This window comes from Microcoleus sp. PH2017_09_SFU_O_A (assembly GCF_020738625.1).
Classification (GTDB): domain Bacteria; phylum Cyanobacteriota; class Cyanobacteriia; order Cyanobacteriales; family Microcoleaceae; genus Microcoleus.
Genome location: NZ_JAEQCF010000005.1, coordinates 134,797 through 158,976, shown reverse-complemented (window position 1 = coordinate 158,976; position 24,180 = coordinate 134,797). Strand labels below are relative to the sequence as shown.

Annotated in this window: 27 protein-coding genes and 1 tRNA gene; 15 read left to right on the top strand and 13 right to left on the bottom strand. The window is 45.1% G+C overall.

Annotation, left to right across the window (positions count from 1 at the left end):
* The first annotated feature begins 295 nt into the window (after positions 1-295).
* Positions 296-406, top strand: coding sequence for a hypothetical protein (locus JGK16_RS32680; protein WP_366517152.1), 111 nt, complete (start codon positions 296-298; stop codon positions 404-406).
* Positions 407-461: 55 nt separating this feature from the next.
* On the opposite strand, the gene JGK16_RS03450 is transcribed toward JGK16_RS32680, so the two are convergent.
* Positions 462-1,007, bottom strand: coding sequence for a hypothetical protein (locus tag JGK16_RS03450; RefSeq protein ID WP_293176482.1), 546 nt, complete (start codon positions 1,005-1,007; stop codon positions 462-464).
* A 65-nt stretch (positions 1,008-1,072) separates the two neighbouring features.
* Between JGK16_RS03450 and JGK16_RS03445 the strand changes: the two genes are divergently transcribed.
* Both JGK16_RS03445 and JGK16_RS03440 read left to right on the top strand, forming a co-directional pair.
* Entirely contained in the window at positions 1,073-2,473 is a 1,401-nt protein-coding gene (locus JGK16_RS03445; protein ID WP_293189535.1) for an S-layer homology domain-containing protein, read from the top strand.
* A 493-nt stretch (positions 2,474-2,966) separates the two neighbouring features.
* On the top strand, positions 2,967-4,001 hold the full coding sequence (locus JGK16_RS03440) for a histidine kinase (RefSeq protein WP_293176486.1): 1,035 nt from the start codon (positions 2,967-2,969) through the stop codon (positions 3,999-4,001).
* 195 nt (positions 4,002-4,196) lie between these two features.
* On the opposite strand, the gene JGK16_RS03435 is transcribed toward JGK16_RS03440, so the two are convergent.
* The gene (locus JGK16_RS03435) at positions 4,197-4,943 is read right to left on the bottom strand and encodes an FkbM family methyltransferase (protein ID WP_293176488.1); all 747 of its coding nucleotides are present in this window, start codon (positions 4,941-4,943) and stop codon (positions 4,197-4,199) included.
* A 165-nt stretch (positions 4,944-5,108) separates the two neighbouring features.
* On the opposite strand from JGK16_RS03435, the gene JGK16_RS03430 reads away from it, so the two are divergent.
* The 5 genes from JGK16_RS03430 (at position 5,109) to JGK16_RS03410 (ending at position 7,915) form a co-directional block, all read left to right on the top strand.
* Positions 5,109-6,155, top strand: coding sequence for a M42 family peptidase (locus tag JGK16_RS03430; RefSeq protein WP_293176490.1), 1,047 nt, complete (start codon positions 5,109-5,111; stop codon positions 6,153-6,155).
* A gap of 90 nt (positions 6,156-6,245) precedes the next feature.
* Positions 6,246-6,318 (top strand) — tRNA-Glu (locus JGK16_RS03425).
* A gap of 188 nt (positions 6,319-6,506) precedes the next feature.
* On the top strand, positions 6,507-6,917 hold the full coding sequence (locus JGK16_RS03420; RefSeq protein ID WP_293176492.1) for a HEPN domain-containing protein: 411 nt from the start codon (positions 6,507-6,509) through the stop codon (positions 6,915-6,917).
* Positions 6,896-7,285, top strand: a complete 390-nt coding sequence (locus JGK16_RS03415) for a hypothetical protein (RefSeq protein ID WP_293176494.1) — start codon at positions 6,896-6,898, stop codon at positions 7,283-7,285. Before JGK16_RS03420 ends, JGK16_RS03415 begins: the two co-directional genes overlap by 22 nt.
* 417 nt (positions 7,286-7,702) lie before the next feature.
* A complete protein-coding gene (locus JGK16_RS03410; RefSeq protein WP_325315532.1) occupies positions 7,703-7,915 on the top strand; it encodes a type II toxin-antitoxin system HicB family antitoxin in 213 nt (70 codons plus the stop codon).
* Positions 7,916-8,016: 101 nt separating this feature from the next.
* Here JGK16_RS03410 and JGK16_RS03405 read toward each other — a convergent pair whose 3' ends face one another.
* The gene (locus tag JGK16_RS03405) at positions 8,017-8,352 is read right to left on the bottom strand and encodes a type II toxin-antitoxin system PemK/MazF family toxin (RefSeq protein WP_293176496.1); all 336 of its coding nucleotides are present in this window, start codon (positions 8,350-8,352) and stop codon (positions 8,017-8,019) included.
* Between the two features lie 2 nt (positions 8,353-8,354).
* Positions 8,355-8,573 carry a hypothetical protein gene (locus tag JGK16_RS03400; protein WP_293176498.1) on the bottom strand — a complete coding sequence of 73 codons (219 nt, stop codon included), beginning with the start codon at positions 8,571-8,573 and terminating at the stop codon, positions 8,355-8,357.
* A 120-nt stretch (positions 8,574-8,693) separates the two neighbouring features.
* Between JGK16_RS03400 and JGK16_RS03395 the strand changes: the two genes are divergently transcribed.
* Positions 8,694-8,993 (top strand): DUF433 domain-containing protein, encoded by a 300-nt coding sequence (locus tag JGK16_RS03395; protein WP_293176500.1) that lies wholly within the window; start codon positions 8,694-8,696, stop codon positions 8,991-8,993.
* Positions 8,994-9,071: 78 nt separating this feature from the next.
* Here the strand turns inward: JGK16_RS03395 and JGK16_RS03390 are convergent, their stop codons facing one another.
* The 4 genes from JGK16_RS03390 to JGK16_RS03375 form a co-directional block, all read right to left on the bottom strand.
* Positions 9,072-10,751 carry an AarF/ABC1/UbiB kinase family protein gene (locus JGK16_RS03390; RefSeq protein WP_293176502.1) on the bottom strand — a complete coding sequence of 560 codons (1,680 nt, stop codon included), beginning with the start codon at positions 10,749-10,751 and terminating at the stop codon, positions 9,072-9,074.
* Positions 10,752-11,307: 556 nt separating this feature from the next.
* The gene (locus JGK16_RS03385; RefSeq protein WP_293189537.1) at positions 11,308-13,521 is read right to left on the bottom strand and encodes a GAF domain-containing protein; all 2,214 of its coding nucleotides are present in this window, start codon (positions 13,519-13,521) and stop codon (positions 11,308-11,310) included.
* A gap of 110 nt (positions 13,522-13,631) precedes the next feature.
* Entirely contained in the window at positions 13,632-14,822 is a 1,191-nt protein-coding gene (locus tag JGK16_RS03380) for an RNA-guided endonuclease TnpB family protein (RefSeq protein WP_293176506.1), read from the bottom strand.
* A gap of 552 nt (positions 14,823-15,374) precedes the next feature.
* A complete protein-coding gene (locus JGK16_RS03375; protein WP_293176508.1) occupies positions 15,375-16,244 on the bottom strand; it encodes a hypothetical protein in 870 nt (289 codons plus the stop codon).
* Between the two features lie 178 nt (positions 16,245-16,422).
* On the opposite strand from JGK16_RS03375, the gene JGK16_RS03370 reads away from it, so the two are divergent.
* Positions 16,423-16,971: a 3-isopropylmalate dehydratase gene (locus JGK16_RS03370; RefSeq protein ID WP_293176510.1), complete on the top strand. Its 549-nt coding sequence runs from the start codon at positions 16,423-16,425 to the stop codon at positions 16,969-16,971.
* Between the two features lie 317 nt (positions 16,972-17,288).
* On the opposite strand, the gene JGK16_RS03365 is transcribed toward JGK16_RS03370, so the two are convergent.
* A complete protein-coding gene (locus JGK16_RS03365; protein WP_293189539.1) occupies positions 17,289-17,711 on the bottom strand; it encodes an NUDIX hydrolase in 423 nt (140 codons plus the stop codon).
* Here JGK16_RS03365 and JGK16_RS03360 point away from each other — a divergent pair.
* Together JGK16_RS03360 and JGK16_RS03355 are read left to right on the top strand one after the other, a co-directional pair.
* A complete protein-coding gene (locus tag JGK16_RS03360; RefSeq protein ID WP_293189541.1) occupies positions 17,697-17,834 on the top strand; it encodes a hypothetical protein in 138 nt (45 codons plus the stop codon). The genes JGK16_RS03365 and JGK16_RS03360 overlap by 15 nt on opposite strands.
* A 43-nt stretch (positions 17,835-17,877) precedes the next feature.
* Positions 17,878-18,045, top strand: a complete 168-nt coding sequence (locus JGK16_RS03355) for a hypothetical protein (RefSeq protein WP_293195879.1) — start codon at positions 17,878-17,880, stop codon at positions 18,043-18,045.
* A gap of 130 nt (positions 18,046-18,175) precedes the next feature.
* Here JGK16_RS03355 and JGK16_RS03350 read toward each other — a convergent pair whose 3' ends face one another.
* The gene (locus tag JGK16_RS03350; protein ID WP_293176516.1) at positions 18,176-18,607 is read right to left on the bottom strand and encodes a DNA-binding protein; all 432 of its coding nucleotides are present in this window, start codon (positions 18,605-18,607) and stop codon (positions 18,176-18,178) included.
* A gap of 153 nt (positions 18,608-18,760) precedes the next feature.
* Here JGK16_RS03350 and folD point away from each other — a divergent pair, with 153 nt between their 5' ends.
* Positions 18,761-19,636, top strand: coding sequence for a bifunctional methylenetetrahydrofolate dehydrogenase/methenyltetrahydrofolate cyclohydrolase FolD (folD, locus tag JGK16_RS03345; protein WP_293176518.1), 876 nt, complete (start codon positions 18,761-18,763; stop codon positions 19,634-19,636).
* A gap of 303 nt (positions 19,637-19,939) precedes the next feature.
* On the opposite strand, the gene JGK16_RS03340 is transcribed toward folD, so the two are convergent.
* Both JGK16_RS03340 and JGK16_RS03335 read right to left on the bottom strand, forming a co-directional pair.
* Positions 19,940-20,770, bottom strand: coding sequence for a class I SAM-dependent methyltransferase (locus JGK16_RS03340; RefSeq protein WP_293176546.1), 831 nt, complete (start codon positions 20,768-20,770; stop codon positions 19,940-19,942).
* Positions 20,771-20,793: 23 nt separating this feature from the next.
* The gene (locus JGK16_RS03335) at positions 20,794-21,282 is read right to left on the bottom strand and encodes a GNAT family N-acetyltransferase (protein WP_293176520.1); all 489 of its coding nucleotides are present in this window, start codon (positions 21,280-21,282) and stop codon (positions 20,794-20,796) included.
* Positions 21,283-21,393: 111 nt separating this feature from the next.
* Between JGK16_RS03335 and JGK16_RS03330 the strand changes: the two genes are divergently transcribed.
* A complete protein-coding gene (locus JGK16_RS03330) occupies positions 21,394-22,281 on the top strand; it encodes a LysR family transcriptional regulator (protein WP_293189543.1) in 888 nt (295 codons plus the stop codon).
* An 89-nt stretch (positions 22,282-22,370) separates the two neighbouring features.
* Here JGK16_RS03330 and JGK16_RS03325 read toward each other — a convergent pair whose 3' ends face one another.
* Complete coding sequence (locus JGK16_RS03325; RefSeq protein ID WP_293189545.1) at positions 22,371-23,777, bottom strand: family 2B encapsulin nanocompartment shell protein; 1,407 nt, start codon at positions 23,775-23,777, stop codon at positions 22,371-22,373.
* Between the two features lie 114 nt (positions 23,778-23,891).
* Between JGK16_RS03325 and JGK16_RS03320 the strand changes: the two genes are divergently transcribed.
* Complete coding sequence (locus JGK16_RS03320) at positions 23,892-24,149, top strand: hypothetical protein (RefSeq protein WP_293202751.1); 258 nt, start codon at positions 23,892-23,894, stop codon at positions 24,147-24,149.
* Positions 24,150-24,180: the final 31 nt, after the last annotated feature.

Here is a 24,180-nt window from a genome sequence, read left to right as displayed (position 1 = left end):
GCGCGAGCGCTTGTCGGAGTGTCGAAGGATTTGCGATTGGGGATGAGTTACTGAATATGGGTTTGAAGCTTCTAAGCCAGTTGCATTCTTTTTTCAAACTGGTATTAGATTAAATTTAACTTAATTATTCCGGGACGCACTATTCATCATCAATCAGGTTGATTCCGAGATTTTTAGTTACCAAACCTAAAATTTTCAGAAACACCAAGTTGAAAAACGTAAGTTTTATTAATAGATTCGATCGCCACTCAAAACTAATTTTTTCTGATTACCAATTACCAATTACCAATTACCAATTACCAATTTTACCAATTACCAATTACCAATTACCAATTACCAATTACCAATTACCAATTACCAATTACCAATTACCAATTACCAATTACCAATTACCAATTACCAATGACTAATGACTGATGACTGATGACCGATCGCTGACATCCGTTGCCGAACTTCCTGCTTCAATACAAACGAAAAGAGTCGAGAAATTTTTGAGCATTTTCTGGCTCTGGAGTAGTAGCAACCAGCCCGTAAACGCGCTTTTCGACCAAAAAAACTTGACCGACACCTATAGGTTCCTTGGGAGAAAGTGGCTGAAACTCAAACTCTTTTCCCGGGTAGCCGCCCAGGGAAATATCACGCACTTGCAGCAATTTAGCATTTGCAGCCACGACAAAAAAATTTACTGCATTATTTAAAGTAATTTTGATATTCTTGTTGCTAGTCCGAAAATCTAGGTCAAAATATTGAAGTAAATAAGTTTCTTTGTTTTTTAAGATCGACCTGTATGTATGAGTGGTAATTTGAGTTGAAAAAGTTTCAGTATTAATTTTGGGATTTCCCGGCATATCGATCGCAAACTGACCCATTGCCGAGCAAAACGGCTGCCACTCCGGCTGAGGAAGTGGCGCCCGCAGCGGGGCTGCTTCAGCTTTTGCGGGACTGCCAAACTTGACGGCCGAAACAAGTAACGTAGCAGTAACTAGGATTATATGCAGAAATTTCATTTGGGTAAAAATTATATTTGTCCGATCTGCGCTAGCCTAGAAATATATCCGCAAACGAGGGATTTATGCTGAATATTATACGTACTCAACGGCGAGGCAACTCGATCGGCCCAACCAAAACCAGTAAAACTAATAAAACCAATATACTCGCTACTGCAAAGACTTGGCTGGCTATCAGTCTGCTGGTTTCTGTGACAGCTTGTGCAAACAGCCCCAACAGCAAAGCCCTCGAAGAATCGGTAGCCGCCGATCCGAAATTAACCGAAACTCCGCTTCCCGTCCCTGTTGCTCCCCCAGCGACAGCAGTTGAAACCAGCACAACCGCCAAACTTCCTGCCGATTTCCCGACAGAGATTCCACTCTATCCTAATGCTCAGTTAATCGAAGTTGGTGCGCCCAGCGATGGACAGTCAAAAAACGTGCGGCTGCGCTGGGAAAGCACAGATCCGGTTAATTCGGTTCAGAACTTTTATCAGACAGAATTTGGGCGCAGGAATTGGCAAATAGTCAGCCGCCCAACCGCCGAAGGACAAGGTTCTTTGGTAGCAACCCGAGATAAATTGCGGGTAACAGTGTCGCTTTCTGGGACTCAAAAAGTAGGAGGTTCTACAGAATTTGCGATCGACTACAGCAAAGAGGGCCCAGAAATAGCAGCCAGTCCCCAACCTAACAATTCCGAGTCTAGCCCATCTCCAACCGCTTCACCAAGTCCATCAAATTCAGAAGGAACTACTCCAACCCCATCCGCCTCGCCAAAATCAGAAAAAGTTAGCCAACTAGACACCAAAATTCCTCAACAGTTGCAGCAGTACGTGGCAGATTTGGCTCAGTTAGAAGCACTGAAAGTGCGATCTAAAAGCGGTGCCAATTTAGAAACTGGCAACAGTTTACCCGAACCCAACAAAATTGTCACCCGCCGCGAATACGCCCGCTGGTTAGTAGCAGCAAACAATCAGATTTATGCCAGCCGTCAAGCCAAACAAATTAGATTAGCAGTAGAATCTAGCGAACCGGCCTTTTCTGACATACCCAAAACAGATCCAGATTTTGCAGCAATTCAAGGTTTAGCAGAAGCCGGTTTAATTCCGAGTTCGCTTTCTGGAGAAACGAAAGATATGAAATTTCGTCCGGATGCACCTTTAACCCGCGAAACAATGATTCTCTGGAAAGTACCATTAGATACTCGTCAAGTTTTGCCCACAGCCAACATTGAGGGAGTCAAAGAAAAATGGGGTTTTCAAGACGCTTCTAAGATTGATTCCCAGGCGTCGCGGGCAGTTTTAGCTGATTTCAACAATGGAGATTTGGCGAATATTCGTCGGGTTTTTGGTTTTACTACTCTCTTTCAGCCGAAGAAATCCGTGACTCGCGCCGAAGCTGCTGCAAGTTTGTGGTATTTTGGCATTCAAGATCAGGGATTGTCGGCTAAAGATGCTCTGCAAGCCAAGTCTCAACCAGCCCAGTAGAGTTGTTTGGGATGCTTAAAAATTTTGCACAAAGCATCAACTTAAACAAAAAAAGGTTCGTAGTGAGGACTTAAGTCCTTCTTTTGCTGAGGACTGAAGTCCTCACTACAGGTTCGTAGTGAGGACTTAAGTCCTTCTTTTGCTGAGGACTGAAGTCCTCACTAAAAACCTGTTAGATTATCATCCTGACTCTGGTAGAAAAGTCTCGCTACTTTAATTTCTCTGCCCGAGTCACCGCCACAAATCCTTGCAAACGCCATAAATCATACATCTGCCTCTCTGTGCGCGGTGCGCGCGCTACGGGATAGATGTTTTCTATTACTCTTGCTTAGTCTTAATTTCTGTATCCTGCCAGACAAGCGCTGCATTTGGCTGGCAAACTTTGTACATATTTTAACTAACACTTGGAAAAACTCTCAGTAGAATTCCGGATGGGGTAACGGACGTAAGGATAAATGAAAAAGAGTGTTTGAGTCTGGGAGAGCGTTTTCTAATGTACGATATTACCCTATTTACCCCGCAAGACATCGCGAAATGCAGTTTAGTGCTGCGCCAGTTCGGTAGAAATTCTGCTAGTATGGAAGCTAGCAGCCAGAAAATTGTCAAGTATATTTACCAACATTTTTGCGATTCGCAAACTGGAGAAAATAGCTGTGTTTTGGTGCGTTTGTTCAAAACTCATCCCTACGGGGAATTAGAAGAATCATTGCAACAATCCGCCCGCCGCTTAATGAATGGCAAATCCCCTGCCGCCGACATGAAATGCTGGACTCTACTAGCAACCGCAGGCATAGAACCGCAGTGGAATTCTCGGCACACAGCAGTAGAAAATACAGCTATTCCCTTAGTTAGCACCGAAGTAGTAGCCAAAATGCCGGCGATTTCGGAAACCATCAGACAGTTCGGTTTAGATATTCCTACAGTCCTCGGCATCGAGGGAGAAAGGTTTCTGCAATTAGAACCAGCAGTATTAAATATTTTTCACGTATCCGAGGCAAAAGGCAGCCCCTTTATTCCGGAACAAGATTCCTTAATTATCCCGTACAAAGTCAAGTCTGTCTTGGCATTTGGGGGACTTTTGCGATCGGGAAGTTTGTTTACTGTAGTCATTTTCCTTAAAGTAAAAATTCCCCATAGCACAGCTCAATTGTTTAAACATTTTGCACTTAGTGTCAAAACGGCTCTGTCTTTGTCTGACGAAAAAGATGTTTTTAATAATTCAAAAACATCGGCAAATATTGTGCAATCTCACAATGCTTACGAAAATCAATTACTGGAAAATCAAATTGCTAGTTTGATTCAATTGCTGGATTTTTCGGAGCAGGAAATGCTCAGGCAAGCAGCTCGTTTTGAACGGATAATTGATAAGTTGCAGCGCGAACTTGCCGATCGCAAAAACAAGGAACAAGCTTTGCAAGCAAGTCAAGAATCATTCAAAGGCATCATCAATACTCCCGAAGATGTTATTGTGCGCGTCGAGGAAAATCAAGGAATGCACAGTTTTAATCAAGGTGAAGAACTGATTTAATCCAAGTTCAGCAGTCCTGGGCGCACTCCGACAAAGAAACCGGGTTTTTCCCTAAATCTGCGAATCACAACAAAGTTTTCTCGAAAAAACCCGGTTTCTGGCTCCCGCGCGTAAGTCCTATTCTGTTAAAATTGGTTTGTAGTTAGGACTTCAGTCCTTCAAAAAGTCTGAGGACTGAAGTCCTAACTACGAACCTTATTTAGGGTTGGGGGTTCGGGATGCTAAGATCGAGCCGTACCATTTATCTATTGGCGTTTGCTTTGTGACCCGAAATCCTAAATTTTCAATAACTTGTCGGGTTTCGGCGTGAGTGTGACCAGACCACAAGTGATATTCTAAAGACAGGTTTTGCACGAGTTGCCAAGAATCTCGGTCTTCAAATAACAGCCATTCTGCACCTTCGCAGTCTACTTTGGCTAAATCGACGCTGCCGCCAATGCGATCGATCGCCCTTTTCAACGATACCATCGGTACATCACCGTTTTCGCTGACGCGCGATCGCGTTTTTCCCGATACTTCCCGAATATCCAGAACTACTCTACCATCTTCGGCTCCCACAGCCTCCATAAAATAGGTAAAATTGGCAATTTCAGATTGATGTTTGAGGTAAATTTCTAAGTTTGGATTAGCTTCGTAGGCGTGAATTACAGCTTGAGGAAATCGATTCCGGGCGGCGATCGGAAATAACCCGACATTCGCCCCGATATCGAGAACTTTCATCAGCGATTCAGATAATTGTTCCACTCCGTAACAGTCATCTAAAAGCACTTCAATAAATTCTCCATCCATGCCTTTCTCCTCCGGCAAGTTTACTTGTTGGCGATTTCCTTGCACAATTAAATTACCGGGCAAATTAAAGCTAGCAACTCTCTTGAATTCTACACCTAACTTTTGGGCGCGGATTTTACGTTGCAAAAGTTGCAGTATTTTATTGACAAGCATAGAAGAATATTAAAAAAAAATCATTTTTATAATAACGCTCTCTGCGCCCTCTGCGCCCTCTGCGGTTCAAAAAAAATCAGATTCACTTCAGAAAATACGATTCCTACCCAGAAAAAATCTGCTTTAATATATGTCAAAATACGCTCCCAAATCCGGGAATCAAAAATGTTAGAGTTCGATCGCCTATTTCAAACAATCGAAGAATTAGTCATGCTGCACTCACCCAGCGGTGCGGAGTCGGAAATTAACCAGCGGTTGATGGAAAAGTTCGCCGCCCTGGGAGTGAATGCTTGGATCGATCGCGCTGACAATGCGATCGCCCTAATTCCGGGCCGCAATCCCTCCAAGTCGATCGCCATTACCGCCCACAAAGACGAAATTGGCGCCCTAGTTAAAACAATAGGCGAGATCGGCCGCGTTGAAGTCCGCAGATTGGGCGGCGCGTTTCCTTGGGTTTATGGCGAAGGCGTCGTCGATTTATTGGGCGACAAGCAAACAATTAGCGGCATTCTCAGCTTCGGGAGTCGCCACGTTTCTCACGAATCTCCTCAAAAAGCTCAGCAGGAAGATGCTGCTGTCAAGTGGGAAAATGCCTGGATCGAAACCAAGTGTACTACCGAGGAATTAGCCGAGGCCGGAATTCGGCCGGGCACGCGGATGGTGGTAGGAAAGCACCGCAAACAGCCGATTCGCTTGAAGGATTGGATCGCGAGCTACACCCTTGACAACAAGGCTTCTGTGGCGATTTTGCTGGCTCTGGCGGAATATTTGACAGAGCCTGCGGTGAATGTTTATTTGGTGGCGTCGGCGAAGGAGGAGGTTGGGGCGATCGGGGCTTTGTATTTCACGCAGCGCCAGCCGTTGGATGCGCTGATTGCTTTGGAAATTTGCCCGATCGCGCCGGAATACCCGATCGCAGATGGCGAAAACCCGGTGTTGCTGGTTCAGGACGGCTACGGAGTCTACGATGAAGGATTGAACGGCCAATTAGGCGCAGCAGCCGCAGCAGTCGATGTAGAGGTGCAGTTGGCGGTAATTAGCGGTTTTGGAAGCGATGCTTCGATCGCCATGAAGTTCGGCCATGTGGCCCGCGCCGCTTGTTTGGCTTTCCCCACCCAGAACACCCACGGGTTCGAGATTGCTCATCTCGGGGCGATCGGCAATTGCGCCGCCATTCTCAAAGCCTACTGCGAGCAACTTTCGGACGACTAGAAAAAAACTTTCGCAAAGTAGTTGACAAATTCAGAAAGATTAGTTAAGGTAATAAAGGTGCGGAACACAAGCAAACGCAACGAAAAACGCGCCCCCATCGTCTAGAGGCCTAGGACACATCCCTTTCACGGATGCGACGGGGATTCGAATTCCCCTGGGGGTATTGAAAATCTAACTCTGATATCAAAATGATATCTAGCAAGTGGTAAAGGCAACAACCCCAACCCACACGCTAGGTATCATTTTTGCATTTGGTTGGTTGAACTTCCTCTCGTATTGGATAATTGTAAATCCAGACGCGGTTTCAACCGCCCGGTCTTCTTGCTGATTTCATGGAGGTAAGCTAAACTTGTGAATAGACGAGATTTACAAAACATCGCACTCACTCGACTTAAAGAAGTAGAAGTGCTGCTCGAAAATCGTCAATACTCTGGTGCTTACTATCTCAGCGGTTATGTTGTTGAATGCGCTTTAAAAGCTTGCATCGCAAAACAAACGCGGAAATTCGACTTTCCTGACAAAAAAACTGTTTTCGACAGTTACACCCACGATTTAGAAAAACTTGTTAAAGTTGCTAAACTTGATTCCGAATTAAAAACTCTGCTAAAAGATGTAGAGTTTTTAACTGCATGGGTAGTTCTTAAAGACTGGTCAGAAGAAAGCCGTTACCAAAAACATGACCGACAAAAAGCCCTCGATATTTACTCAGCAATTACCGACAGCAATCACGGAATTTTACAATGGGTACAGCAACATTGGTAAGTCAAGAAATAGCAGAAGGTCAAAGACTAATAGACGCTCTTAATGCAGCAGGTGTATCAGTTGATTCTGCTCTCTGGTTCTACGCACCAGAACCCGAAACCTGGCGATTGATGCTCACATCGCCTTCATATGATAAGAAAGGCCCACTTAAAACTTACCACGAGATACTATCAGTCTTTCGCGAGGTAGAGCCAGAATTGAAAATTGATTGGACAGCCCTTGTCGCAGTCAGTGTCAAAGATGAATTAATTCAGGGATTGCGCGAGTTACAACAACGTTTCAAATCAAGTTTCTCAGGGAGACGGATAACGAATCAAAGCGTCAATCATAGGTACATTGATGATGCTTACATTTATCAAATCAAGTGAATCAACTCTCGATCGAGCTGATATATCATGCAATAATGTTTACTTAATTCGTAGGGTGTGGATCCACGAAAAATTCCTAGCTACCTATCGACAATTTAAGATATCCGCACCTGAACACAATGGTTTTATAAATAAACACAACATTTATTCGGCAGTATTTTTTTGTTGAAATTCAGATCGCGACTGAGGCGGTGCGTGACCAATAATTTTTTGATGGTACCCGCCACGTGATGAATCAATCCCAAATCGAAAATCTAAAATCCTCTCTTCCCCCGAATTTATCCGTGGGGTTAATCTAAAATCTAAAATCTAAAATCTAAAATCGATTGACTGTACATATTTTCCTGGTTTTGATGTAAAGATTTATCGCCGTCACACACCCTACAATTAACTAATCAACTCTAAATTCGAGACTAAATGATGCGTTATGCGATCGTCATTGAAAAAACACCCAATAACTATTCAGCTTATGCGCCAGATTTACCTGGATGTGCAGCCACAGGCGCTACCCTTGCGGAAGTACAGCAGGAAATTAAAGAAGCGATCGAATTTCACTTAGAAGGGTTGCGAGAGGAGGGTTTACCAATTCCCGAACCAACTACTCTCTGTGAGTATCTAGAAGCACGGTAGTAGGACAAAATATTTCATAAATTAAGTCGGCAAAATTCAAGGATAATCTACTCTAAAGAGGATATTGTCGAACACTTCTTCGTCCAACAGTAACAACTATATCATTCCAAATCCGCAAGAGCGACTTTCAAGCAAGCACGAACTTCCTTCCAGTCACGTTCCGACAGATGACCAATTAGAACTAAGTTGGAAGATGGCGGTAGAGTGACAATAAAACTGCGAAAAACCGAAACGACTCGTAAACCTGCTGTGGCCCAATCTTGGAGTATATAATCAGTTATACCTAAAGCAGTTGTCTGTGTAGTCAGTAGTCCAGCTATTACATCGCGGCGGGTTGTGTTATAGGTAACTGATGATAGAATTACCGCCGGACGACGTTTAATGCCAGTGACACCAGGAAAATCTACTGTCACCACATCACCAGGATTAAAAGACACTATTAAATCTCCTCGTTTTCAGGAAAAATGGTGGCCGCATACTGCAAAGAAAATGTAGTCACATCGAGTTTATCTTCTTCAGTCCAAGTCTCGCTTTCATCGACAACCGATAGATTTTGCTGCACCAAATCGTTGAGAATAAGAGTTGCCAAGCGCAGTCTATCCTTTGGTGAAAGGGTAGAAAGAACGCGATCGTAAACTTCTCGAACAGTAGTTGACATAGCAAATCCTCCTGCTGCTTATCTTCTGGAACACTTAGGGCAGGTTGATTAGATTATAGCTTAAAAAATTAATAAATTTATGCTAGAATTGAATTCTAATTTTTAACCCCAGATTCACCTATGCCAACTTTAACTGATATTGGCACTCTCATTATCCGCGATCCGCACCTTCGCGGTGGCATCCCTATTATTGCAGGTACTGCCACATCGGTGCAGCGAATCGTAGTCTTATACAAACAAGGTAATAGTGCTGAGGAAATAGCAGCGGATCTGGATCATCTCACCCTAGCGCAGGTTTATGCTGCACTGACTTATTATCACGCAAATCGACCAGAAATAGAAGCAAATTTAGCGACCCAACAAGCAGAATATGAACGTTTTGCAGCATTAAATCTGCTAAAAATGCAGGAGACAGCATGAGCTGAATTCGTCTTTACTTTAGTGTTTTAAATGAGGACTAAAGTCCTCACTACGAACCTAATTACCAAGTAAGTATATTTATTTTTCGGCTATTCGATCGAGCTTTTCCCTCACTAACAAATCTAGCAAAGAACGCAGCACAAACAAGCCAGCGCATCCCGACACAGCAAAAGCTACGATCGCCCCCGTTTGATATCCGCCCACCAGCAGCACTGCACCCGTCAGCCCCCCAAAACCAGCCATACAGGCAAAAATCAGAGTTTTCAGGGCGAGATTGATGCGTTTCAGGGCGCGATCGCTCTCGATATTGCGGACTCGAATTTGCAACTCCCCATCTTCTATCCGCTGTTCCAAACGCTTGATAAAAACTTGCGATTTACTCGGCTGCTGTAACTTGTAGGTGATAAAATTTCGTGCTTGGAGAGCCAATTCTCCGATCGCACTTCTGCGCCCTTTACTCACCGCAATACTCTTGACAAAAGGCTGAGCGCATGATAGGAAATTGTAGTGAGGGTCGAGAGTTCTAGCAATGCCGTCGAGAGTCGTCAGCGACTTGACAATAAACATCATTTCTGCTGGTAAGCGAAACGGTTGTTGCTCGAACATGATGTACAGTTCGTTCTTGATTTCATTGAATGCTTGAAAGTCGATCGGCTTATCAATAAACTTATCCAACAGAAAAGCAATCAGCCTGCGTACCGGCATCATATCCGGCATCGGCTCCACTAAGCCGATCGCAATTAAAGTATCCAGTACCCGATCGGTATCCTTTCTCAGCACAGCAAAAAAAGTCTTGACCATTTCGTCCTTAGCCAGAGACTTCACTTCTGCCATCATCCCAAAATCGTAAAATATCAAGCTACCATCTTCTGTTACCGCCAAATTTCCCGGATGCGGGTCAGCTTGAAAAAAACCGTCAATTAACAACTGCTTCAAGTAACAGGAAATTCCGAGTTGATTGAGCTTCGTAATATCTACTCCAATCGCCTCTAAACTGATCCTGTCGTCCACCTTAATCCCCGGCGCGTATTCTAAAGTCAGCACTTTTTTAGTCGTGTATTGCCAGTAGACTTTCGGGACAATAATCTGAGGATATTCTTGAAAATTATGGCTGAAGCGATCGGAATTTTTGCCTTCTTGTACGTAGTCAATCTCTTGATATAAAATCTTAAAAAATTCGTGATAAAGAGATTCTAGGTCGTACTTGCGCGTCCCTGGTAAATAGCGATCGCACAAACGCATTACTTGGCGCACCGCCTTGACATCCAAATCGAATAACCTTTCCAAACCCGGACGCTGCACCTTCACAATCACATCTTCCCCGGTGTGCAGCCTCGCTTTGTGCACCTGGCCCAGACTCGCCGCAGCAATGGGCAACGGGTCAAAATCCCGGTACAAAGCGTAAATATCCTTGCCTAACTCTGATTCTACAAGGGCGATCGCCTCTTCGGAACTAAACTCAGGAACCCGATCCTGCAACTGTTCCAACTCCTTCACGTACTCCAGCGGCAGCAAATCCGCGCGAGTGGAGAGAGACTGCCCGATTTTAATAAAAGTCGGGCCCAAATCCAGCAAAGTATTGACCAACCAATGGGCACGAATTCTTCTAGTATGAGCAGACTTATCTTGCAGCAGTCCATCCCACCACAAAAAAAACATAAACTTTGCCGTCGCAGCAAAAACGTCTATTTGTCGTGCCAGCGGCGAATATTTAGAACGTTGCCAACGCAGGAGTTTAGGTGCAGCTTTTGTGAGCATAAGATTCGTCGCGATCTATTGAGGTGCACCGCAACGATTTTAACTGGAAATTGCAGCAAGCGATCGGCTCAGATAGAAATACCCGACAAATAACGGAATTTACTTGCAGCCAAACACCTTCAACAGTTGACAGTTGACCTGGGACAGTTGACAGTTGACCTGGGACAGTTTGAAAGCGAACTCTACCTAGAAGGAAGAGGATTGGAGTAATGAATAGTCTGATTTTAATTTCTCCCTCAAAGACTTGGGGCTTTTAACCAATTCTTTCTGGTCAGTTTATTTCACAGCCAGATGCTTGCGTTTTTGAATCAACAATCCAATTCCAATGCTAAGCCGGGAATTACAGTCCCCTCCGGTACCGGTACGGGTGTCGAGTCGTCGGCTATGCGGTAAACAGCCCCTCTTCCCACGCGAAACTCAGAGAAGTTCCCGCAATCAGACAAACAAATCAAAAAGGATGATTTGGTAAGGTTTGCTATATTTTCTAATCTCCCTATTAACGCAAGTTTTAGCCTGTTCGCTGGCAATTCAGGGCCGCTTCTCAACCGAACTATTATTATAGATTCAACAGTTCCGCTGGAATTTTTGGCAAAGTCAGAGTAAAAGATGTGCGGCACAACTCGTCAGATTCAGAACTTTCTGCCGGACAACTAGACACATCAATAGTACCATTCAAGTGCTGCACTAAAGACTTTACCAGGGCTAGACCCAAACCCGTACCGGCGATCGCTTTGTTGGTAATGCCAGTACCGCGACGGAACTTTTCAAAGATGTGGGGCAAATCAGCATCAGGAATGCCACGCCCGAAATTAGACACACTCAGGACAATATCGCTGGCTACCTCAGACGCCTTGAAAACTACCGTTGTTTCTGAAGTCGAGTATTTTCCAGCATTCGTCAGCAGTTCCAGTAGTACCCGCTTAAGACTGTCCGGGTCGCTTTCCAAGGAAGGGGTAAACTTCGGCACATCCACCTTCAGAGTCAATCCCTTATCCGCCCACTTTTTCTCAAAATCCACAACTAAATCTTTAATTAAAAGGTTGAGATCGATGTTGACTGGATAAAGAGGGAGTGGCTGACGCTCTAATTGCTTGAAGGTTAGCAAATCCTGAACCAGGGCGGCTTCCTTAGCACAATGCTGCTCTAGAATGTCGAGATAATTAGCCCGACTTGCTGATGGCTGTTCGGCCTGTTTGAGCATCAGAATCGCCAGATTCATGATTGTCAAAGGGGTTCGCAACTCGTGACTAACATTGTCGATAAACTCGTCTTTGATCAGCTTCAATTTGCGTAGTTGATCTAGTTGATTGGCAGATTGTTCGTGCAGTTTCTCCTGCACGTTGATACTTTCTTCCAACTCAGCATCTCTTTTTTGGACTTGGGTTTGCACTTCCTTGAATATCTGAGTTTGAATAATCGCCCTGCTCGCTTGAGCGCAGACTGATTCCAGAATTTCTAATTCTTCAGGGTTCCAAGGGCGCGGCTCGGAGTGCTGCAAAACCAAGAACCCTAAGACAATTTCCTGTCTGCTTGCGTGCATGATGGGAATTACCAGCAACCCCCGAATACCTTGGAGTTTCAAGATTTCTGCGGCTCCCTCTTCTTCCTTGTCGATTAATTCGCTGGCGTCAGCAAGGGCGAGAGGTTGGGGTGCGCTCTGGAATGCTTGACCGCACAAATTAGATTCCGACAGCCAAAAAGCGGGAGAGTTATTTTGTTTGGAGTTAGAACTTTTGGATTTGGAATTAGCACTTTTTGCCTGGGTTTTGGGTTTGGCTTTCGAGCTTTGTTTTCCAGAATTTTTTGGTTCTATTGTTAGTTTACCTTCATTTTTGGTTGATGCAGATTCGCCAATTAATACTATTTTTGCTTTGGGAGTTTGATTGACGGAGGCTTTTGTTAAGGGGAAGTCTGTATCTTTGAACAGCAGTATTTGACCTCTATCTACTTGCAAGGTATTGACGGTATTTTCAATAATTTGCTGCAAAAATTGATCGACTTCTGAACTGGTGTCGATCGCAGTAGCCACTGACCTGAGTAGATTTTTGTATTTAGCTTGTTGCTGTAACTGTTCGTTTAAACTGGCAATTTCTTGAGTTTTTTGAATGTGAGCAATCGCGATACCGATCGCCTCTGATGCTGCTTCTAAGCGCTGGCGATCGGTTGCTGACCACTCGTGAGGTTGCAACTTACCAAGAACGATCGTCCCATTTACAGCCCCTCCAAATCGCGCAGGCGCTGCCAAAATTGCCCGACAAGGCAGCGGTGTCACAGGGGAATTGGGCGATGAAGCTGTCAAAGGAGTATCAAGATAGTCGGAGATCCCTACTATCTCGCCGTCTGCTAGCAGGTTTGCGAAAACAGGATGTTCGAGCGATATGCTAGGCGATTCTAATTTTGTGCTTTGGGAGTCTTCGGGTATCTTACTTGCATCCGCAGCGTTTAGCAGATCGCTCTTCTGAAGCCAGCAAGCATTCGGAATTACTACTTTCTGGTCAGCTACAGCAGCAACCAAACAGAAATCTACCCCACAAGCAACCCCCAAAGTTTTTGCTATTTGTAGCAGCAGGATTTCTCGATCGATGTTGGTCGCGAGAATTTGGTAAATTTGCCGCCCGACAAGGGCAGGATCGACCTGGTACTGCATAAGACGATCCAGAAATTTTTGGACTGATACTGGTTCTGCCATTGGTGGTAGATGCAAAGTGCGAGACTCTGAAGGCGATTGGTCGATCGGAGTAAAGTCTTGATTTCCCTGGTAATCGATCATGGCAACGAAGTCTTTCTTTTTTTTAATGATGTTTAAGCAGATTCGTGCTGCATATATAGAACCTATCTTTGACATCCTCCCCGCCTTAGAAGAGCGAGGATTCCCAAGCCTCACGATTTGGGTTTCTGCTTCCTTCCGGATCGGTTTTTCGCACCTGCCTTAACAGATTTACTCTGTTCTGGTCTTACAGTCGCTCCACAGACTGTTACCGCAAGCCCTGCGGCCAGAATATTCTTACTGGCGTTGATGTCTCGGTCATGGTGTGACCCGCAATTAGGACACTTCCACTCCCGAACATTTAACGGCAGTTTTTCAACAATATATCCGCACTCAAAACACCGTTTTGAACTCGGGAACCATCGGTCAATCTTGATTAAAGTGCGACCGTACCAATTGCACTTGTATTCAAGTTGCCTGACCAATTCACCCCAACTTGCGTCGCTGATGGCAAGAGCCAGTTTTCGATTTTTTACCATGTTCTTCACAGCTAAATTTTCTACGGCGATGGTTTGGTTTTCACGCACCAACCGCGTTGTTAACTTGTGAAGATTATCTTTCCTTGCATCGGCAATTTCTTGATGCACTCTCCCTACTTTCAGCCTTGCTTTGTGTCGGTTATTTGACCCCTTCTGTTTTCGACTTAAAGCTTTCTGCGCTCTTCTAAGTTGGCGATATTTTGCCTTAAATCCTTTGGGGTTGACAATTTTTTCGCCTGTGCTCAGTGCCAGCAAACTGGTAATTCCCAAGTCAATACCGATTTGGTTGTCTGACTCGTCGGGTAATGTTTCAATTTCCACATTTACCAACAAAGAAACTGACCACCTACCAGATGGTGCCAGCTTTACCGTAATCGTTGATGGTCGGCAACCGTCCGGTAGTGTTCGACTCCAACGAATAGGTAAGGGGTCAACAGACTTGGCTAAGTAAACTTGTCCGTCCTTGAACTTAAATGCCGACGCAGCAAATTGCGCGCTGCCACCGTTGCGTTTTTTCTTGAAATTGGGATATTTTGCTCGCCCGTCAAAGAAGTTATTGTAAGCAGTTTGCAAATGTCGCAAGCACTGCTGCAACGGTACTGAAGAAACTTCATTTAGGAATTCTAATTCAAGAGTTTTCTTCCAGGAAGTTAGCATACTTGAAGTCTCAGTATATGCTACCCGTTTTTGTTCTTCATACCAAGCTTGAGTCTTTGCAGCTAAGGCACGGTTGTAGACCAAACGAACACAACCTATCGTGCGTCGCAACAGGCTTTCCTGTTCTGGCGTTGGGTAGAATCGATAGCTGAAGGCTTTGAGTGTCATGTTTCCAGTTTCACACCTCAATCGTAAGCTGCCTGTAAAATCTTGTAAAGCCGTCGTAGAACGACGGGTTTTCAACCCAGTTTTCTGATAACAGTCGGTTGGACTGTTATGAGCCTGCTTTCTGCGTTGGCGCAGCCCGTCGGCGGGTAACTAAATCTTTAAAAGACTTACTCAGATCCGACCGAGTTCTATTTTGCTGTTTTCTACCCTTGGATCTGTACGGGATGAACTTTAGCATCCTTGACCAGATGAGGATAAATCCCATTCCCACTAATTTGAACTGTTCTGAGAATGAATTTATTTTTGAGACTGCTTTGTGAGACCCCTCTCCTGATTCTGTGATGTTTCTTATTTAAGTTTGTGATCCTGATAAAATTTTATTGTGATATAAATCATGCGATCGAGTGACGCCGATCGCAAAAAATAAAAAATAAAAAATCCTCCCTCAGGATCGATCTGAGAGTTACGAAGTTTTTGCTCGACTACTCATCGATCGCAAGTTCTAGAAACGCGCTTGCTAGTTCTATTGTTAAATTTATCCGACTTCCCTGCTTACTTATTTTGTGCTTCCTGTTGGGCTCGATCGCTATTTTGGCGATAAAGTACCGTCCGGTTAACAGCCGTTGCAGAGCGGGGATGATTTGGGGATACGGCGGCCATCAAATCCGAAGCTTGCTGCCACTTAGCGGCCACTACTAACCAATTTTCGCGAGATTGAGCGGTTTTGCCCTGGGTGGCTGCTTGCTCTGCCACCCGCACTGCTTGGGAAAAAGAGTCAACAGCAGAATTAGGATTTTCCTTAGAAGTTTTGACAGCAGGTGTTGCTTCTGAGGAACTGGGACTGGCAACTGCTTGGGTGGTGGCGGCTGTGCTGTTTGGCACTGGGGAATTGAGTCCTTTGTAGATGGCGGCCACCGCAACCAGCAACAACACGCTCAAGCTGACGCCGCCGACGATACCGCGCTTAAATTGCCGCGGTTGCTGCATCGATCGAGGAGCAGCGATTCTGGGCAAAGCCCGCTCTTCAGCTTGGCGTTCGTGATGGGCGGCGGCCAAACGCTTGAACAAATTTGGCTTTCTGAGTTTAATTTCTTGGGACCACAGCAATTGATTTTCTGGATCGCGGCTAATTTCTTCGAGCCACAGCAGTTGGTGTTCTCGCACCAGCCGGGTGTTGATGTTGACTCGGCGAATATTGCGGGGCGAGAGATTCTCCAAAATTTCTCGGATGCGATCGACCAAACTAGACTGTTCGAGCAGTTGGGGTGTTGCAGCTTCGCACAGCAGTTGCAGTATCCCAGAAGCAAACACGGCTCTAGCTCTGACACCTACGTGTGCCAGTTTGTCGTTAAGGATTTGAATAATCGATGCAACGGAGCCCTCGCGAGCTTGCCGAGCAATGTCATCTATTTGATTCGCCATAACACTATTTTGACGCTTCGCAATCTGTTAATTTTTAATCCAAAGTCTCGGATCTAATTTTTATCTATACACGTTATCACTGACAGTGCCAGGTTAAAATGAACAGATGCAAATCTTGCATACCGATCCCACTTAACACGATCGCCACAGAATTGAGCGAGACAACAGGAAATAAACTATGGGTAAAGTAATTAGCGGTCAAATTTTTGTTCTAGATGACAACATCGATACAGATCAAATTATCCCAGCCGAATACCTGACCTTGGTTCCCTCGAAGCCGGACGAGTACGAGAAACTAGGCAGTTATGCGATGATTGGGTTGCCCGATCGCTACGGCAAGTTTATGGAAGCCGGCGAAACCAAAACCCGGTATCCGATTATCATTGCGGGCGAAAATTTTGGTTGCGGTTCTTCGCGGGAGCACGCTCCGATCGCTCTGGGGGCTGCGGGCGTCACAGCGGTGGTAGCCTTGTCTTACGCGCGGATTTTCTTTCGCAATTGCTCGGCGACTGGCGAATTGTATCCGATCGAATCGGTCGATCGACTTTGCGACCTATTTGTAACAGGCCAAGAAGTGACGATCGACTTTGCGGGCGATAAAATTATCAACCACACTCAAAATCTCACTTACTCCCTCAAGCCTTTAGGAGATGTCGGGCCGGTGATTGATGCCGGAGGGCTGTTTGCCTACGCACGCCAAACGGGAATGATTGCGGCTCGTTCTTAACTGCTAAGTTAATAGACCTCCTGCGAAAGTCCTCACCTAATCGACAAAACCGATAATTACCAGTATGTCTGGCCAATCTTTTATTATTAGTTAATAATGGCTGAAATGGCGACTGTTAAAGGATCGATAAAATACTTTCGCAGGAGGTCTAATGTAGGGTGCGCCACAAGCACCTTACAAATCATTAGACTTCTTGCAAAAATATTTAGGACGGGCTTCTAGCCCATCCCACAATTTTTTTTTCTTGTGGGATGGGCTTCTAGCCCGTCCCAAAATATGATTAAAAGGACTTTTGCAAGAGGTCTATTAATAGAATATCAAATCGACTCAATAAAATTCAATAAAATCCGCTGGTGAGGAATGCCAAAAGGTCGTACATCTCCAGACTTTTCAGAATAGCATTTACCAGCCCGAATATCCTGCACTGTCAACAACTGCATATCCCAACCCTCTTGCAAAACTAAATCGTTGACATCCGCAGTAAGTTGTGAGTGAAAAACATGGCGCACAATATCTCCTTCGACATCGCGACAGAAAAAAGAGGCACTTGCAGGAACCCAGGAAATTTCCTCTACTAACTCGCGCAGCAGAGCCACTTCGGCAGTTTCTCCCGGTTCCAAGTGTCCGCCAAACAAAGCCCAATGTCCGGGATACCTGATATGAGGAACATCGTCCCGCAACTGGCAGAGAAATTTGCCGTCTTTGTGTAAAATGGCGATCGCAACGTGAATTTTAGTCATAAGGAAGAAGGAAGAAGGAAGAAGGAAGAAGGAAGAAGGAAGAAGGAAGAGAAAAGAAGGAAGAGGGAAGGGGTGCATCTCAGTTTGGCGTTTGGCAAATATGTGTGTAGGGGCGAAGCATGACCGCAATCAATATGAGATGATAGCTAATAACTTATATGCGGTCATGCTTCGCCCTCTTCTCTTCAAAAGTGAAATGCACCGAGAAGGAAGAAGGAAGAAGGAAGAGGGAAGAATTTTGACTAGAGACGGGTTCACCCAAATTTGTAATAAAAACGAACAAGCTCATAAACAAGCCCAGTCAAAACTTTGTTTCACCCAATCTGTAATATAAACGAAAGAGCTCGTAAACGCGATCGCATTTCATCACCAATAACCAAAGCCAAAGCGCCCAAGCGCAACTACATACCTTGGATTTTCATGAAATACAGGTACTTAATTATTGAAAAAAAATTAGCGTGTAGCTATTTTGCTTTATCAGCCGCTGGAGTGCGGTTTAATTGTTCCATTTCCTCAATATAAACTTCACCTAAATCCTTCCCTGCCAATTCCTTCACGGTGATACTCTTAAAGCGGACTTCTCCCTTGAGCAACACTTCATCGCCAAGCTTGGGCAAAGCTTGCTTAGTTAAAATCCAAATCTTACCAGTACCGTCTTGAATTTGATAAGCCGCATTCCCCACAAACGGAGCGCGATTTTCCACCTTCCCTCGGAGATAAACTTCACCATCAACTTGCCGCTTTTGTTGAATGTCGCCAATGCTAGCAACATTCAAACCGAGATTGAGTTGAGACATGGGTACATTGCCACAACTGAGCAAACCGCTAGTCAGTATTAGCAATAAAGAGCCTATGGAGTATCTTTGAATCCAAACTTGCTGAATTATAGTAGTCATTTGTCAAAGGATTTGATATTTGAGATTGTGAGATACGACTTACTGTAACAGAATCCTCAGAGTCGATCGCGAGTCAGAAATTTCTCGCTTTGTAGTCCTTGACGGCAGTTAAGCTAAAATTTAAACTCGTCAGCCCCTAACCTAGAGTCTACAATGGATGCCAAAACTGCTCAAATACTAGATGGCAAAGCTTTAGCGACAAAGATTCAAAGCGAACTGAGCGAAAAAGTCCGCGCCCTACAACCCCAGATTGGGCGTCCTCCGGGACTTGCGGTGCTGATGGTGGGAGACAACCCAGCCAGCGCGGCTTACGTCCGCAACAAAGAGCGAGCCTGCGCTAAAGTTGGCATAGCTTCCTTTGGCCAGCATTATCCAGCAAACGTGACTCAAGCGGAACTCGAACTTGCAATTCATGCACTCAACGAGGACGATCGAGTAGACGGCATTTTAGTACAACTTCCGCTACCAGAAAACCTAGACGCAATTTCGCTGCTGTACCAAATTGCACCTGACAAAGATGCTGACGGACTTCACCCGGTAAATTTAGGTAGCTTGGTACGGGGTGAGCAAGGTTTGCGGAGTTGTACTCCCGCCGGAGTGATGCGGTTATTGCAGGAATACCAGATTGATTTGAAAGGAAAAAATGCTGTTGTTTTGGGCCGCAGTATTTTGGTGGGTAAACCGATGGCGCTGATGCTGTTAGAAGCCGATTGCACTGTTACTGTAGCTCATTCGCGATCGCAAAACCTAGAATCAATTACCAGCCAAGCCGATATTTTAATTGCCGCCGTCGGCCGCACCGAAATGATTGCAGCTAATATGGTAAAACCGGGAGCAGTAGTAATTGATGTTGGCATTAACCGCGTCGTCAATCCAGATGGTACTAGCCGTTTGGCCGGAGATGTAGATTTTAATGCTGTGAAAACAGTAGCCGGAGCGATTACGCCGGTGCCGGGAGGAATCGGGCCGATGACTGTTGCTATGTTGTTGGAAAATACAGTTTCTAGTTATACGAAAAAGATGGTTTGACGAGCGCGCGAATCATAGCGGAAATGTGCAGTTTTGCCTTGACATGAGATTGCTGTATCCGCTCTTTTGATTGCAGAAGCAGGAGCGGATACAGGAATAAAATCAGAAAATGCTTTCGGTACATCTAACTTGTGAAGAGGGCGAAGCATGACCGCATATAAGTTATTCGTTATAATCTCATATTGACGGAGGTCATGCTTCGCCCCTACAAAAATATTTTCCAAACCCAGATGTACCCAAATGCTTTTTACAAAAATGAGCGGTTCCTACTGAGATAATTCCGGCTAATTTGGGTAATGCCGACTATTTCTTGACAGCAACAACGCGAATTCGGCGATAATCTGCACTCCAATTACCATCGCGGTAAAGAGCGGGCCGCAAACGTTCTTCAACTTGTTTAATTGCGCGCGATCGCACGAACGGCGACAAACCCGACAAAAACCCGCCTGCAAACATCTCGATCCAATTTACCATACCAGCGCTGCCGCCTTCTAGGGGAGTCGGGCGATCGAACAAAACCGCATAACTCACATCAAAACCGTGGTTTTCCAGCAGCAGAGCATACTCGCCGATACTCGGAAAATACCAAGGATTAAGCGATTGGGGCTCCTCGCAGCCAATTTCCGACAAAACATTCAAAAGCGCGCGGGCGATCGCCCCCACATTCCCCTTACCGCCAAACTCAGCCACAAAACGCCCTCCCGGCTTCAGCGCTTTTTCCACGCAAGCGATCGCAGCATCCGGTTGTTTTATCCAGTGCAAAACCGCATTAGAAAACACAGCATCTAACGGCTCTTCCACTTGAAAATTCCTCGCATCCGCCGCCACAAAGTTAATGTGAGGATAATTTGATTTAGCAGTGGAAATCATCGCCAAAGAAGAATCAATACCTTGCACAAAAGCACCACTTTCAGCAATCTTTGCAGTTAACTGTCCCGTACCGCAGCCCAAATCCAGAATTCCTTCTCCCGCCTGCGGAGCCAGTAATTCTAAGAGCGATTCGCCGTATTGCCAAACAAAAGCGTGTTGCTGTTCGTAGAGATCCGTATTCCAAGAATCTTGTGTCATCATAACTACTCTAAACCTTTCTTCTCTCTCTGTGTTCTCTGTGTTCTCTGCGGTTAATAAAAAAATCCTCCTTCACAAAAGCGAGCGAATCATTTGCTAGCGAGTTCCGCGATCGCATTTTCATCAATCCTGCAAACCCTAATATTTTCCAAAATCCGCGCTCCCTGCTTCTCATAAAAAGCAACTCCCGCTGAATTTTTAGCATTAACAGTCCATTCAATTCGCCCGCAATTTGTGGATTCAGCAATTTGTGCCAAATGTTTCAACAAAGCTGTACCCACTCCCATACCGCGCATGGGAGCTTGCACAAATAAATCATCAAGCCACAGACAAGGCTGCGCCAACAAACTTGAATAGGTAGCATAAAACATCGCAAATCCTACAGCAGTGCCTGCAACTTCAGCCAATACTACCCGCACTAGCGGAGACTGACAAAATAACGCTTGTTGCAATTTATCGGCTGTTGCTGCCAACAGATTTTTAGCTCCATCGAACTCGCTTTTTTGCGCGATAAAAGTCAGAATTAGTTCTAAATCTCCAAGTTCTGCTTCTCTGATTTTAATATCCAAATTAACCATTGTTTAATTCTCAATCTCACCTATTAATTACTGTATTAAATGCCATCATCAATGTCCAATATCTTTTTAGCTAATAACTTATACTTTTAAAATATTAATGATTGGGAAGCTATGGAACTGCGACATTTGCGTTACTTTATTGCCGTTGCAGAGGAACTGAATTTCACTCGTGCAGCGGAAAGATTGCACATGGCTCAACCTCCGCTAAGTCAACAAATTCAGCATTTGGAGGCAGAGTTGGGCTTTCAACTTTTTCGTCGCACCAAGCGGACAGTTGTGCTAACGGAAGCCGGACAGGTTTTTTTTGAGGAATCACAGAAAATTCTGCTACAAGTCGATCGCGCTATTCAACTTGGCAAACAAACCAGCCGCGGGGAACTCGGCCAACTCACTGTAGGCTTTGTGAGTTCCGCCGCGCACAATGTAGTTCCAGCCATCTTGCAGGCGTTTCGCACTCGGTGTCCCGCCGTCAAGCTCGAACTGCACGAACTCACAACTAACGAACAATTGCAGCGACTGCGGTTCGGGCGCATTGATATCGGCTTCGTGCGCCCTCCGATCGAGGAAGATGGCATAAATTCCGAAATCGTTTTTCGAGAACCTCTGATCGTGGCGCTGCCAGAAACGCATTATTTAGCCGATCGCGCTGTTGTAGAATTGCGCGAACTTTCTGCCGAACCTTTCATACTATTTCCCCGTTCCCTAGCTCCAGGATTGTACGATCCGATCGTCAGTCTGTGTCTGCAAGAAGGTTTTAGCCCGATCGCCGGTCAAGAAGCGATTCAAATGCAGACAATTATCAGCTTGGTAGCCGCCGAGATGGGGGTGGCGATCGTCCCCGCATCGATGCAAAACTTCCAGCGCACTGGGGTTGTTTACAAACATTTACAAGAACCAAGTCCGATCGTCTCAATTGCTCTAATTTGGCGCGACAATCCCACGCCAGCGGTGCAGCGGTTTTTGCAGACAGCCAGAGACTTGTCAAGTCTTCAATATTAGGGATTAGAGTCGTACCGATCGATCGCCACCGTAAAAGTCGGCGCGATCGACCTCGATCGCCGATCGATTAGTCCCAACCGAAATCTCTCCTAGCGCCCGATTTCAACATCTTCAACGATACCAAGTGCGTCAGGTACTAGCACGGCTGCGGAGTAATATGCAGTAACAAGGTAGGACATAATCGCCTTTTCACTAATACCCATAAATCTCACAGATAGGCCTGGTTGGTATTCGTCAGGTATTCCTGTTTGCTGTAAACCGATCACGCCCTGATCTTCCTCACCAGTACGCATCACAAGAATAGAACTGGTTTGGTTTTTGGTGATGGGTATCTTATTACAAGGAAGAAGAGGTACACCGCGCCAAGCAATAACTTTACTTCCGTCCATGTCGATGTTTTGTGGATAGATACCGAGGCGGTTACACTGCCGGCCGAAGGCTGCAATAGTGCGAGGATGAGCTAGGAAGAACTTCGACTTTCTGCGGCGAGTAAGCAATTCATCTAAGTCATCAGGAGTAGGCGCACCAGTGCGGGGGTGGAGGCGCTGTTTAAGGTCAGCATTGTGCAGTAAACCAAATTCACGGTTATTGATCAATTCATATTCTTGACGTTCCCGTAATGCCTCAATCGTCAGACGTAATTGTTGTTCCGTCTGGTTCATTGGTTCATTATACAAATCAGCGACGCGAGTATTGATCCTTAACACAGTTTGGGCAATACTTAACTCATATTCGCGGGGAGAAAGTTCGTAGTCAACGAAAGTCCCTGGTAATTGAGTTTCTCCAGTATGTCCTGAAGATAAAGCAATGGTGGCTTCACCCTGCTTATTCTGTGGTAATTGTGCGCGAGTTACGGCTCGATCGATCTGAGTCTGCAAAGCCGCCGACTGGTTCAGAATTTCCCTAAACGCTTGTTGTGGTAAGCTTAATACTGTGCATCGAGTCACAGCTTTAACCGTAAACTTCCAATTGCTTTGAGACGCTACTAAAACCTCATCGCCAAAATGATCCCCATCAGCTAACGCGCCCAATAAAGGTTCTTCTTCATATTTGGGAAGACCAAATTTATTAACTTTACCATGAGCGATCAGGAAAAGCCGATCGACTGGTTGACCTGACTGCACGATGATATCATCGGGTGCAAACTCCTGTTGCACAAATCGACTGGCCAAAGCCGTCAACACTTCAACATCATCAAACCCTCGCAGCAAGGGTAATTCACAAAGTTCTTGGGGAATTACCTGCACAGTCGCGCCTGTATTGGTGAAAGTAATTCTCCCATCACCCACGGTATAGGTTAAACGACGGTTTACCCGATAATTACCACCTTTTATCTGCACCCACGGCAACATCTTCAACAACCACCGCGATGTAATTTCCTGCATCTGTGGTGCAGATTTGGTTGTCGTCGCCAAATTACGGGCTGCGGCTGTACCTAAACTCAGTTGAGGTTGCTGACCTTCAACTTCCAAACTCGAATCATTAGAATATGTCATTACCTCATCCTTTACTTACTAACAAAAATACCCGCTCTAATAGGTGAGAGGTTAAGGCAATTGTTTTGTCAATAATTACTAGACATCTCCCATAATTATTGTGGAACAGGCATCTTGCCTGTTCCAGACAAGCTTTTTGAGAGAAGTCTACTGGATTTAACGCTTAAAATAGAGCGTAATTACCGATCGACAAAAATCATTTGCCTTAACCTCTCAGCACCAATAGACCTCTTAGACCTCTCCAAAAAAGCAAGTTTTGAACAGCAAGTTTTGAACAGGCAGGATGCCTGTTCCACAATAATTATTGGAAAAGCAAGTTTTGAACAGGCAGGATGCCTGTTCCACAATAATTATTGGAAAAACAAGTTTTGAACAGGCAGGATGCCTGTTCCACAATAAATAT